The sequence below is a fragment of the Pseudonocardia parietis genome (assembly GCF_017876315.1).
GTDB lineage: Bacteria > Actinomycetota > Actinomycetes > Mycobacteriales > Pseudonocardiaceae > Pseudonocardia > Pseudonocardia parietis.
Window position 1 is genome coordinate 4,186,127 of sequence record NZ_JAGINU010000001.1, and the last position, 12,379, is coordinate 4,198,505.

A 12,379-nucleotide genomic window follows, 5' to 3' on the forward strand; every position below is an offset into this window, starting at 1 on the left:
GCACGTCACGGCGTGTCGAGCGTGGTGGGGTCGGCGGTGACGGTGCCCGCGAGGTCGACGACCTTGACGTTGAGGTCCTGGGAGGTGCGGCGCAGCACCTCGAACGCCTGGTCGGCGGTCAGGCCGCGGCGGGTCATCAGGATCCCCTTGGCCTGCCCGATCACGTCCCGGGAGGCGATCGCCTGCCGCAGCTGCGTCTCCTGGAGCCCGGCCATCGACACCGCGCCGCAGACCGCCAGGGCCAGGGACGCATGGGTGGCGAGCAGCAGCATCCGGTCCCGGTCGGCGGGGACGAACGCGGTCGCGGGACGGGCGTAGACGTTGAGCGCGCCGGACAGCCGGGGCGGCTGCGCGTCCGGGAGCAGTGCGGTGGCCAGCACGGAGCGGTACCCGAACCGGGTGGCGGCCTCGGCGAACTCCGGCCAGCGCCCGTCGCTGCGCAGGTCGTCGGCGACGGCGAGGGCCGGTCCGTCGGCGCGGGCGGACTCGACGCACGGCCCGCGGCCACTGCGGTACTGGGCCTCGTCGATGTCGGACGCGGCCGGGCCGGTCTCGATCGGCGTGTGGAAGCGGCCGTCGACGTCGCGCAGGGTGACGCTCACGAGGTCCGCGGCCGGGACGACCCGGCGCGCCGCGGCGGCGACCCGCGCGAGGATGTCGGCGACGGAGCCGGAGGCCAGCAGCGCGGTGGTCAGCTCCGCGAACTCGCGGGCGAGCGGCCCGGCGTCGCCCAGGCCGCCCTCGGCGTACCCCGGACCGTCCCCGGCCCGGACGAACCGCGCGCGCTCCTCGGCCCACGCCTGCTCGCCACGACCGGGCCGGGCCGTCCCACTGTGCTCCACCGGCTCATGATGCACACCCGGGCGCCGGTGCGGCTCGCCGCCGCCGCCGCGGATGCCAGACTCTGCGACCATGAGCGACCGCCCGCTGATGCTGCTCGACTCCGCGAGCATGTACTTCCGCGCCTACTTCGGGGTCCCGGAGAGCATCACCGCACCCGACGGCACACCGGTGAACGCGGTCCGCGGCTTCACCGACATGATCTCCCGGCTGGTGACCGAGCACCGCCCGGCGCGGCTGGTGGCGTGCCTGGACCTGGACTGGCGGCCGGCGTTCCGGGTGGCGGCGCTGCCGTCGTACAAGGCGCACCGGGTGGTGGCCGGGCAGGCGGCCGACGAGGTTCCGGCCGGTGTCCCGGAGGAGGTCCCCGACACCCTGGCACCCCAGGTCCCGGTGATCATGGAGGTCCTCGCCGCGGCCGGGATCTGCACCGGCGGCGCCCACGGCCACGAGGCCGACGACGTCATCGGCACGCTGGCCGCCCAGGAGGGCACCGACCCGGTGCTGGCCGTCTCCGGGGACCGGGACCTGATGCAGATCGTGCGCGACGAGCCGGGCCCGCCGGTCCGCCTGCTCTACATCGGACGTGGGCTGAACAGGGCCGAGTTCCTCGGCCCGGACGAGGTCGCGGCGAAGTACGGGGTGCCGCGCGACCGGGCCGGGGCGGCGTACGCGGAGATGGCGATGCTGCGCGGCGACCCCTCGGACGGGCTGCCGGGCGTCCCCGGCGTGGGCGCGAAGACGGCGGCGACGCTGGTCGGCCGGTTCGGCTCCTGGGCCGAGCTGCTGGGCGCGGTCGACGCGACGGGGGACACGCGGCTGGTGGCCGGGGTGCGGGCGAAGCTGGCGGCGGCGAAGGACTACCTCGACGTCGTCGAGCCGGTGGTGCGGGTGGTGACCGGTGCGCCGGTCGAGCTGAGCCTGCCCGACACGGCGCTGCCCGGCGCGCCGGCGGACCCGGCGCGGCTCGACGAGCTGGCGCAGCGCTGGGGCCTCGAGTCCTCGGTGGCCCGGCTGCGCAAGGCATTGGCGTCCACCACGACCTGAGGCCGGCAGCCCACCGGCGCTCACCCACGGTCGCGCGGCGCCGCCCGGGTGTGGATCTTCTCGCCCTGCGGCCCGAACAGGCTCAGCACCTCCACCGACCGCCCGCGGTCGGCGCCGCCGAACCAGTGCGGGACGTGGGTGTCGAACTCCGCGGCCTCCCCCGCGCCCAGCACGACGTCGTGCCCGCCCAGCACGAGGCGCAGCCGCCCGTCGAGGACGTAGAGCCACTCGTAGCCCTCGTGCACCCGCGGGTCGGGATCGTCGCCGCGCCACGGGATCAGCATCTTGAACGCCTGCAGCCCCCCGGGCCGTTCGGTCAGCGGCACGACCGTCATGCCGTGGGTGTGGCGCGGTCGCAGCCGCACCCGCGGGTCCCCGACCGGTGGTGCGGCGACCAGCTCGTCGAGGGGAACCTGGTGCGCGGTGGCGAGCGGCAGCAGCAGCTCCAGGGTGGGTTTGCGGCCGCCGGACTCCAGCCGGGACAGCGTGCTGACCGAGATGCCGGTCGCCTCGGACAGGTCGGCCAGGGTCATGCCGCGTGCGGTGCGCAGCCCGGCCAGCCGGGGGCCGACGCCGGCCAGGGTGTCCGCGATCTCCTCGTCCATGCCGACCAGTTTGCCATTACAGCAACAGAGTTTGCCATTCTTCGTGATGAGCGTTCATTCTCGTGTCATGACTTCCTACGACGTGATCGTGATCGGTGGCGGCGCCGCCGGACTGTCCGCCGCCCTGAACCTCTCCCGGGCCCGCTGGCGGGTCCTCGTCCTCGACGACGGCACCCCGCGCAACGCCCCCGCCGCCGGCGTGCACAACTGGCTCACCCGCGACGGCCTGCCGCCCGCCGAGATCGGCCGGATCGGGCGCGCCGAGGTGACCGGCTACGGCGGCACCGTGCGCGACGTACGCGCCGTCGCCGCCCGCGCGTTGCCCGGCGGCGGGTTCGCGGTGACGACCGGGGACGGCGACCGGGTCACCGGCCGCCGGCTGCTGGTCACCACCGGCCTGACCGACGAGCTCCCGCCGGTCGACGGCCTGGAGGCGTACTGGGGCGGTGCGGTGTTCGGCTGCCCGTTCTGCCACGCCTGGGAGCACCGCGACACCCGGATCGGGGTGCTCGCCACCGGGCCGCACGACCTGGTCAAGGCGCACATCGCGACCCGCTGGAGCGACGAGGTGACGCTGTTCCTGCACACCGGCCCGGACCCCGACGACGAGCAGTGGGCCGGGTTCGCGGCCCGCGGGATCGCCGTCGTCGACGGCGAGGTGCTCGGGGTGCAGGGCAGCGGCGACCGGCTCACCGGGATGCGGCTGGCCTCCGGGACCGTGGTGCCGGTCGACGCGCTGGCGATCTCACCGCGGGCCCGGGCGCGCGCCGGGTTCCTCGACGGCCTCGGGCTCGCGGCCGTCGAGCACGCCTCCGGGCTGGGCGATCACCTGCCCGCCGATCCCGCGGGCGCGACCGGGGTGCCCGGGGTGTACGCGGCCGGGAACGTCACCGACCCGATGGCGACCGTTCCGGCCGCCGTCGCGGCCGGCGCGACGGCCGCCGCGGCGATCACCCGGGACCTGCTGTTCACCGACGTCGAGCAGGCCGTGCGGGACCGCGCGACACCGTTCTCCGCCGCCGCCGAGCGCGACTGCGCCGACCGGGTCGCCGACGAGCGCGTCCACGGTCTCGTTCCGTGACTTCGAACCTTCAGGAGGACCCCGTGAGCACCGACCACCAGCACACTCACCACCACTCGCAGCCCGATCCGGCCGCCGACCAGTTCTCGGCCGGGTTCTGGGACACCCACTACGCCACGAAGACCCGGCTGTGGAGCGGCCGCCCGAACCGATGGCTGGTCACCGTGGCGGCCGACCTCACGCCCGGGCGTGCGCTGGACGCCGGCTGCGGCGAGGGCGCGGACGCGATCTGGTTGGCCGAGCGCGGCTGGCAGGTCAACGGGACCGACGTCTCGCAGGTCGCGGTGGAGCGCGCCCGGGCCGCGGCCGAGCAGGCCGGGGTGGCGGACCGGATCACCTTCGCGGTCGGCGACCTGCGCGACGACATCCCCGCCGAGCAGGCCTACGACCTGGTCAGCGCGCAGTACCTGCACCTGCCGTCGGCGATCCGGCGACCCGCCTACGCCCGGCTGGCCGCCGCCGTCGCCCCCGGCGGCACGGTGCTGCTGGTCGGGCACCACCCACGTGACCTCGACGGGCCGATGCCGCGCCCGCAGGATCCCGACCTGTTCGCCGACGAGCAGGAGCTGGCCGCCGCGTTCGACGAGCGGGACTGGGAGGTCGTGGTGGCGCAGGCCCGCCCGCACCCGGCGACCCACCCGGACGGTCACGAGGTGACCGTGTACGACACGGTCGTCACGGCGCGGCGGCGCGGGTAGCCGCCGGTCACGACACCGCCGCGACGGTGGCTCGGGCAGGCGCGGACCGCCGGCCAGGTGCTCGGCAACACCCAGGGGCACCGCGATCGCCCCTGTGGCGACCTCGACCCCCGATTAGGACCGAACGGCGGTCGACGGCTCCGCATCCGGCTGTGTACCTACTAGAGGGACCGCTCCAGACCCCGGCGGGCATCGACTCCTGTCACCTCGATGCGCCGGGGCCGGCCGATCGGTCCCGGTGGGAAGGGGCCGTTCGTGTCCCGTACTCCGGCAACGGTGCCGGCTCCGCCGCCACCGTCAGCTCCCCCGCCGTCCGCTGCTGTCCCCGGCACCGTTCTCGACCCGTCGCCGACCGCGACGATCTGGATCGTCGACGACCACCAGCTGGTGGCGTCCTCACTGGCCGGCAGCCTGCGCGCCGCCGGGTACCGCGCACTGTGCCACCCGATCCGCTCGGCCCCCGACATCCTCGCCGCCACCATGCGTTCCGGGGCCGGGCTGGTGCTGCTCGACCTCGAGCTCGGCCGCGACGGCGCCGGTCACCGGATCGACGGTGTCGCACTGGTCGGCCCGCTACGGGCGGCGGGCCGGCACGTGCTGGCGCTGACCGACAACACCGCGCCGGAGGAGATCGGCGCCGCCCTGTCCGCCGGAGCCGCCGGCGCCATACCCAAGAACGCCCCGTTCGCCACCCTGCTGACCGCCGTGCACGGCGCCCTCACCGGTCGTCCGGTCAACTCCCCGGCGCAGCGCCGGCACCTGATCGAACAGCACGAGCGCCATCAACGCGCCCACCACCACCTGCACGACGCGCTGGCCGCCCTCACCGCCCGGGAACGCGAGGTCCTCGAACTGCTGGCCGCGGGCCAGCGCGCCCGGACGATCGCCGCGCACTACGTCGTCTCCGTGGCGACCGTGCGCACCCAGATCCGGGCCGTGCTCACCAAGATGGGGGTCAACTCCCAGCTGGAGGCCGTGGCCCTCTACAGCCGGTACGCCCGCCCCGGGCGCTGACCCCGCGGGGCCCGGAAGCCCGCGCCATCCGGAAAGCCGGTTAGAAGAACGTGCCGCACCACGGCGCCGGCCCGGGCACCGCGAACACCGCGTCCGCCCGGGCGGCGGCGCCGAGCGTGTGTTCGGTCCACCGCCCGCCCCGGGCCAGCGCCGAGGGTGTGCGGTCGCCCAGGAAGGCCGGTCCGAGGGACTCCAGGCCGCACTCCAGGTCCGGCAGCGTGTCCCCGGCCGGGGCGACGCCGTCCGGGCCGATCCGCCAGGTGCCGGCGTCGTCGAACAGCGGGTCGTGCAGGCGCAGCACCACCGGGTCGCCCGCACCCCACGCGCGGGCCCCGAGCGCGCCGGCGACGTCCACGATCCGCAGCCACAGGTCGTCGGACCGGCCGGTGACGCGGTGTGCGCGCAGGTCGGTGAGCATCAGGTCGAGGTCCTCGTCGAGCGGGCGGCTCCAGGCCGACACCGCGGCGGCGAGGTCGATCCCGGTGAGGAACCGCCACAACCCGGCCGTCGCGGCCGGGGAGCCCGCCCACAGCTGCTGGATCCGGATCTCGTCCCGGCCGCCGGGCAGGTCCCCCTCGGTCACACCCCACACCGCGAAACCGTCGTCGCCGTCCGGGCCGGTGTGCACGGCGATCGCCTTGTACTCGCCGGCGGCGGGGCCCGCCGGGTCGATCGCGCGGCGCCACCAGCGGGCGGTGCGGGTCATCCCGCCCGGGCGCCCGGCCGCCAGCCGGTCCTGCAGGTCCGGGAGCACCTTGGCCGCCTCGGCGCGGTCGAGCATCCGGACCGTGCCCGCGGCCGGGGCGTCCGGCCGCCATCCCGGGCGTGCGGTGACGGTGACGTGGTCGCCGCGCGAGGCGACGCCGTAGCCGTACCGGCCGTAGATCGCCGCCTCGCTGGCCCGCAGCACCGCGGCGGTGTCGCCGCGGTCGCGCACCGCGCTCAGCTGCGCCCGCATCAGCGCGGTCAGCCGGCCGGCACGGGTGGAGTCGGCGCGGACACCGACGCCGCTGACCGCCGCCGCGGCCACCCCGGCGCCGCCGGGCACGGTCAACCGGGTCGGGAACGAGTTGGCGCTGCCGACGATCTCGCCGTCCGCGGTGTACACGCCCAGCCAGTGCTCGTCGGCGGCCTGGCCGTGCGCCTCCCACACCTCGTCGCTCACCGGGCCGCGGTGCAGCGTCCCGTGGAACACGTCGGAGGCGGCGCGCCGGTCGGCCGGGTCGGTCAGGGTGCGGACGTCGTGCACTGTGCTCACGTCCGGTCAGCCTTCCGGTCCGGGCCGCAGCTCGCCACCGCTTTCCGGTTCAGACCCGGTTGACCTGGTAGTCGCCCTCGTCGGAGGTCACCACACCGGGCACCTCGACCTGCTCGCCGTCGACCACGGCCTGGCAGCTGAACGTGGTCCCGGCCGAGACCGTGACGTCGTCCGGGCACTGCACGGCGCCGACGGTGAGCCCGTAGTCCTCGGTGAGTACCTGGTTGACCCCGGTCTGCAGGGCGGTCTGGTCCAGGTGCTGCGGGAGCGCCCAGGCGGGCCACACGAGCGCGGTGACCAGCAGGATCGCGACCAGCAGCACGCCGCCGCCGATCAGGCCCCACTTCTTCGCGTCGAGCCCGCTGCGCACGGCCTCGGGCGGCGCCCACGGCTCCTCCCCGTCCCGGCTCGCCGGCCAGGCGCCCGATCCCCGGGCACCGTCGGCGGGCTGCGCGGTCGTCGCCTGGTCATCGGCCCACGCCGACGCCGGGGACGCGGCCGGAACGGCGTCGGTCGGCACCGCATCGGCCGGTTCCCCGGCCCGGCGGCGACGCCGCGGCCCGGTCGGGACGGCCCAGCTGTCGCCCTGGTCCGATGCGGCCTCGTCGCCCCACACCGGTGCGGACCGCGTGGCCTGCTCCGACGCGTCCCAGCCGCCGGTGTCCTGGGGCGCCCACGCGCCGGTCGCCCCGGCGTCGCGACCCGCGCTCTGCTGCGCGGTCCCCGGGTCCCAGCCCGCGTCCGCCGCACCCTGCCCGGCCCAGCCTTCCCGCGGGTCCCGCTCCGGGGACCAGGCACCGGTCGTCGCGGGATCGGCGCCCCACCCGCCCGGCGGTGGTGTGCCCCACGCGGGCAGTTCCCCCGTCCGCTCGGTGGCATCCTCCGGATGCCGATCCGGTCCCTGCGGGTTGCTCATCGCCGACCTCTCGCCGTCCTGCTGCTCGTCTCGCGCGTCATTCGATACCGGCCGCGACGACGCCGCGGCGGACCGCACCGGACGCCCGGTGTGCGGCCTTCCCGACGCCGCTCGACCGGCCGGCGACACCGGCGATCTGGTCGAGCAGGTCGAGCACCTGCCGGGCCCAGCGTACGAAGTCGCCCGCGGACAGTTCGTGCCCGTTGCGCTCGGCGGCCTCCAGAACCTGTGCGAGGGACTCCCCGCGCGCCCAGCGGTGCATCGGCCAGGCGAAGGCCAGGTCGGGGGCCCGGGTCCGTTCGGCCTTGTGCCGCCGCTGGTCGGCGTCGAGCTCCTCCCAGAGCCCCACGGTGCGCTCCAGGGCGTCGGCCACCGGACCGGAGGGCAGCCGCGGCGGCGGGCTGTCGTCGCGGCGGGACTCGTACACCAGCGCGGACACCACGGCGGCGAGCTCGTCGGGGGCCAGCCCCTCCCAGGCGTCGTGGCGCAGGCACTCGGCGGCGAGCAGGTCGGACTCGCCCCACAGCCGGGCCAGCACCCGGCCGTGCTCGGTGACCTCGCCCTCACCGGCGGCGACCTGCTCGGCGGGCATCAGGTAGCCGCGCTCGGTGAGCAGCGCCCGGATCCGGTCGAACGCCCTGGCCAGCGAGTGCGTGGTGGAGCGGACCTTCTGGCGCAACGACTCGGTCTCCCGCTCGAGGCGGACGTGGCGTTCGGCCCAGCGGGCGTGCACCTCCCGGTCGTCGCAGCCGTGGCAGGCGTGCGCCCGCAGGGCCCGGCGCAGGGTGACCAGCTCCGGGTCGTCCTGCACGCCGTGGCGTTTGCGGCGCCCGTCGGTGTGCGGCGCGACGATGCGCGAGCTGCGCAGCGACGACGCCAGGTCCCGGCGCACCTGCGGTGACCGGTGCTCGACCCGCTTCGGCAGCTTGATCCGGCCCAGCACCTCGACCGGCGCCGGGAAGTCCGCGGCGGACAGCCGCCCGGCCCAGCGGTCCTCGGTGCAGACCAGCGGGCGCGGCTCGGCGTCGCGGCCGTTCGCCGAGAACGCGCCGATGCCCGGGTCGAGCACGACCGCGATACCGGCCCGCTTCCCGGCGGGGATCGCGATCACGTCACCGGGGCGCAGCTCGCGCAACGACTCGGCGGTCTCGTCGCGCGACTCCGCGGTGTTCTGCCTGCGCAGCGCCTTCTCCCGCTCGGAGAGCCGCCGGCGCAGGTCGGCGTACTCGGTGAAGTCGCCGAGGTGGCAGGTCATCGACTCCCGGTAGCCCTCCAGGGCCTCGGCGTTGCGGTCGATCCGCCGGGCCAGCCCGACCACCGACCGGTCGGCCTGGAACTGGCCGAAGGAACGCTCGAGCAGCTCGCGGGCGGCGTCGGTGCCGAGCCGGCCGACCAGGTTGACCGACATGTTGTAGACCGGCCGGAACGAGCTGCGCAGCGGATAGGTGCGGGTCGAGGCCAGGCCGGCGACCTGCTCGGGGTCCATGCCCGGGGCCCACAGCACGACGGCGTGCCCCTCGACGTCGATGCCGCGCCGCCCGGCCCGCCCGGTGAGCTGGGTGTACTCCCCCGGCGTCAGGTCGACGTGCGCCTCGCCGTTGAACTTGACGAGCCGTTCCAGGACGACGGTGCGGGCCGGCATGTTGATGCCCAGCGCGAGGGTCTCGGTCGCGAACACGCAGCGCACGAGCCCGCTGACGAACAGCTCCTCGACGGTCTCCTTGAACGCGGGCAGCATGCCCGCGTGGTGCGCCGCGACACCGCGCTCCAGGGCCTCGCGCCACTCCCAGTAGCCGAGCACCCCGAGATCGTCCTGCGGGAGACCGCCGGTGTGCTTCTCGACGATCCGGCGGATCTCCTCGACCTCGTCGGGCTCGGTGAGCCGGACCCCGGCGCGCACGCACTGCCCGACGGCGGCGTCGCACCCGGCACGGGAGAAGACGAAGGTGATCGCGGGCAGCAGTCCCTCGCGGTTCAACCGGTCGATCACCTGCACCCGCGACGGCGGCCGGAACCCGCCGCGCGACGGCCCGCCCGGCCGCGGCCCCCGGCCGACGACGGCGGTGGGGTCGGGTTTGCCACCGTTGCGTCCCCGCCCGCGCGGGCCGCCCCGGCCCCGCGGGCCGCGGTCACCGGACCGGTCCGGTGACCGGGAACCGGTGAAGTCCCGCCGCTGCATCTCCCGGGTGTAGCGGACCAGGTCCGGGTCCACGACCAGCTCGGCCGCGCCGTCGCCCGGGCGGTCGTGCCCGCCCCGGTCGGTCGTCCGCTTCTCGCCGAACAGGTCGAACAGCCGGTTGCCGACCATCATGTGCTGCCACAGCGGCACCGGCCGGTGCTCGTCCACGACGACCGTGGTGTCCCCGCGGACCTCGATCAGCCAGTCACCGAACTCCTCGGCGTTGCTGACCGTGGCCGACAACCCGACCATCGCGACGTGCTCGGGGAGCTGGAGGATGACCTCCTCCCACACCGCGCCGCGGAACCGGTCGGCGAGATAGTGCACCTCGTCCATCACGACGTAGCCGAGATGGTCGAGCCGCCCGTTCGCCCGGCCGCCGGTCCCGGAGGCGGCGCCGTCGGAGTAGATCATGTTCCGGAGCACCTCGGTGGTCATCACGACCACCTGGGCGTCCCCGTTCACGGCGGTGTCCCCGGTGAGCAGGCCGACCGCGTCCGCCCCGTAGCGGGCGACCAGGTCCGCGTACTTCTGGTTGGACAGCGCCTTGATCGGCGTGGTGTAGAAGCACTTGCGCCCCTCGGACAGGGCCAGGTGCACCGCGAACTCGCCGGCGACCGTCTTACCGGCACCGGTGGGCGCGCACAGCAGGACACCGTGCCCGTCCTCCAGTGCCTCGCACGCGTCGCGCTGGAAGCCGTCCAGGTCGAACGGCAGCAGCCCGGCGAACTCGGCGAGCCGCGGATGTGCGGCGCGGGCCTTCGCCGCCGCGTAGGCGGCCGCCGGATCGCTCACGCCGGATCGGGTACTCACGCCCACAGGCTGTCACACACCCCCGACGGCCCGCCCTGTCGGACGGCCCGCCGTGACGTGCACGTCACACCGATCAGGGCTGTGCGTACTCGGCCTCGACGATGTCGGAGTTGATCTCCGTGCCGTGGTGCTCGCCGCGGCAGATCGCGGCCATCAGGCCGTCCTGCTCGATGTCGAACACGTGCAGCGGCAGGCCGTGGTCGCGGGCGAGGATGAACGCCGTCTGGTCCATCACGGCCAGCCGCCGCGACAGCACCTCGTCGTAGGGCAGCCGCTCGTAGCGGCGCGCGTCGGCGTTCGTGCGGGGGTCGGTGTCGTAGACGCCGTCGACCCCGTGCTTGGCGACGAGCAGCGAGTCGGCACCGATCTCCAGGGCCCGCTGGACGCTCGGGTAGTCGGTGGTGATGAACGGCTGGCCGTTGCCACCGGAGAAGATCAGGATGGCGTCCTTGTCCAGGTGCCGCTTCGCGCGCAGGCGCAGGAAGGGCTCGGCGACCGTGTTGATCGGGATCGCGGTCATCACCCGGACGTTGGCCTCGCCGCCCGCCGAGAGCTTGCCGCGCAGCAGCAGGCTGTTGATGACGGTGCCGAGCATGCCGATGTTGTCCGCCTCGACCCGGTCGATCCCCCAGGTGTCGGAGCGGTTGCCGCGGAACACGTTCCCGCCGCCGACGACGATGGCGACCTGTACGCCCAGCTCACGGACCTGCCTGATCTGCTCGGCCAGGTGGGCCAGCGCCTTGGCGGAGAACCCGAAGCCGTCGTCACCGGCCATCGCCTGCCCGCTGAGCTTGATGACCACCCGCTTGTACTTCATGCGCGTCCGACCCGCTCCTCGCCCTGTGCTGCCGCCGTTCGGTCCGGGCAGAGCGTACGGACACCTCCGGGCCGCCCCTCGGCGCGGGTGCCCGCGCCGGGGACGGTCAGGTGATGTCGTCGTACCGGGGGGCGGCGCCCGGCTGCGGATCGGTCTGCACCGGCGCCGCCGGCGGGCCGGCCGCGGCGGGCCCGGACCCGGCGCCACCGGCGGTCGCCGCGGCCGGGGCCCGCTCGCCGATCTCCGACGGGTCGTCCAGGTCGGAGGGCCCGTCGATCCTCGACGGTGTCGTGTCGATCTCCGACGGGCTGTCCGGATCGTCCCAGCCCTCGGCCGCGCGCTTGCGGGTGCGGCGCCGGTCGTTCAGCCGGCAGATCTGGATCGCGCCCTCGAACAGCAGGGCGAGCGCGAACGCCAGCGCCAGCATGGAGATCGGGTCCTGGCCGGGGGTGGCGATCGCGGCGAAGACGAACAGGCCGAAGAACAGCCCGCGACGCGACTTGCGCAGTGCCTCGTAGGAGACGACCCCGGCCCCGTTGAGCGCCACCACGAGCAGCGGGATCAGGAAGCTGACCCCGAAGATGACGATCAGGTTGACGACCAGCGAGAAGTACGACGTGCCGGTCAGCGCGGTCGTCTGGATCTCGCTACCGATCGTCAGCAGGAAGCCGAGCGCCTGGGGGATGATCAGGTACGCGAGGACGGCGCCGGCAACGAACAGCACCGCGGCGACCGAGACGAAGCTCAGCGCGTAGCGGCGCTCCTTGCGCATCAGGCCCGGCGTGATGAAACCCCAGAACTGGTAGAGCCAGATCGGGCAGGCCAGGATCACCCCGGCCGTCGCGCCGACCTTCAACCGCAGCATGAACTGGTCGAACGGTGTGGTGCCGAGCAGCCGGCAGCTTCCGTCGGCGGTGAGCACCGCCCGTGACGAGTCCGGCAGCGAGCAGTACGGCTCCTTGAGCAGGTCCCCCAGGCTGGGGAGACCGAAGAACGAGACCTCGAACCAGATGTAACCGAACACCGTCGTCACCGCGATCGCGGCGAGCGAGATGCCGAGCCGGTTGCGCAGCTCGTAGAGGTGCTCGACCAGGGTCATGGTCCCGTCGGG

General features: G+C 74.8%; 11 protein-coding genes. 4 read left to right on the top strand and 7 right to left on the bottom strand.

What is annotated here, in order from left to right:
* Nucleotides 1-5: 5 nt before the first annotated feature.
* Nucleotides 6-842, bottom strand: coding sequence for an ANTAR domain-containing protein (locus JOF36_RS19775; protein WP_307862477.1), 837 nt, complete (start codon nt 840-842; stop codon nt 6-8).
* Nucleotides 843-912: 70 nt separating this feature from the next.
* On the opposite strand from JOF36_RS19775, the gene JOF36_RS19780 reads away from it, so the two are divergent.
* Nucleotides 913-1,887 carry a 5'-3' exonuclease gene (locus JOF36_RS19780; RefSeq protein WP_245350906.1) on the top strand — a complete coding sequence of 325 codons (975 nt, stop codon included), beginning with the start codon at nt 913-915 and terminating at the stop codon, nt 1,885-1,887.
* A gap of 20 nt (nt 1,888-1,907) precedes the next feature.
* On the opposite strand, the gene JOF36_RS19785 is transcribed toward JOF36_RS19780, so the two are convergent.
* Nucleotides 1,908-2,492, bottom strand: a complete 585-nt coding sequence (locus JOF36_RS19785; RefSeq protein WP_210028971.1) for a helix-turn-helix domain-containing protein — start codon at nt 2,490-2,492, stop codon at nt 1,908-1,910.
* A 67-nt stretch (nt 2,493-2,559) separates the two neighbouring features.
* On the opposite strand from JOF36_RS19785, the gene JOF36_RS19790 reads away from it, so the two are divergent.
* The 3 genes from JOF36_RS19790 to JOF36_RS19800 all read left to right on the top strand — a co-directional run bounded on the left by JOF36_RS19790 (nt 2,560) and on the right by JOF36_RS19800 (nt 5,285).
* The gene (locus JOF36_RS19790) at nt 2,560-3,573 is read left to right on the top strand and encodes an NAD(P)/FAD-dependent oxidoreductase (RefSeq protein ID WP_245350907.1); all 1,014 of its coding nucleotides are present in this window, start codon (nt 2,560-2,562) and stop codon (nt 3,571-3,573) included.
* A gap of 23 nt (nt 3,574-3,596) precedes the next feature.
* Nucleotides 3,597-4,271 (top strand): SAM-dependent methyltransferase, encoded by a 675-nt coding sequence (locus JOF36_RS19795; protein ID WP_210028989.1) that lies wholly within the window; start codon nt 3,597-3,599, stop codon nt 4,269-4,271.
* Between the two features lie 276 nt (nt 4,272-4,547).
* Nucleotides 4,548-5,285 (top strand): LuxR C-terminal-related transcriptional regulator, encoded by a 738-nt coding sequence (locus JOF36_RS19800; RefSeq protein ID WP_307862478.1) that lies wholly within the window; start codon nt 4,548-4,550, stop codon nt 5,283-5,285.
* A gap of 40 nt (nt 5,286-5,325) precedes the next feature.
* Here the strand turns inward: JOF36_RS19800 and JOF36_RS19805 are convergent, their stop codons facing one another.
* From JOF36_RS19805 to tatC, 5 genes are all read right to left on the bottom strand, one after another.
* Complete coding sequence (locus tag JOF36_RS19805; protein ID WP_210029002.1) at nt 5,326-6,543, bottom strand: GNAT family N-acetyltransferase; 1,218 nt, start codon at nt 6,541-6,543, stop codon at nt 5,326-5,328.
* 49 nt (nt 6,544-6,592) lie between these two features.
* Nucleotides 6,593-7,459 carry a DUF4333 domain-containing protein gene (locus tag JOF36_RS19810; protein ID WP_210029012.1) on the bottom strand — a complete coding sequence of 289 codons (867 nt, stop codon included), beginning with the start codon at nt 7,457-7,459 and terminating at the stop codon, nt 6,593-6,595.
* Nucleotides 7,460-7,496: 37 nt separating this feature from the next.
* Nucleotides 7,497-10,451, bottom strand: coding sequence for a DEAD/DEAH box helicase (locus JOF36_RS19815; RefSeq protein ID WP_210029023.1), 2,955 nt, complete (start codon nt 10,449-10,451; stop codon nt 7,497-7,499).
* 73 nt (nt 10,452-10,524) lie between these two features.
* Nucleotides 10,525-11,268, bottom strand: coding sequence for a UMP kinase (gene pyrH / locus JOF36_RS19820; protein WP_210029040.1), 744 nt, complete (start codon nt 11,266-11,268; stop codon nt 10,525-10,527).
* A 106-nt stretch (nt 11,269-11,374) separates the two neighbouring features.
* A complete protein-coding gene (gene tatC / locus JOF36_RS19825; protein WP_210029050.1) occupies nt 11,375-12,367 on the bottom strand; it encodes a twin-arginine translocase subunit TatC in 993 nt (330 codons plus the stop codon).
* Between the last annotated feature and the right edge of the window lie 12 nt (nt 12,368-12,379).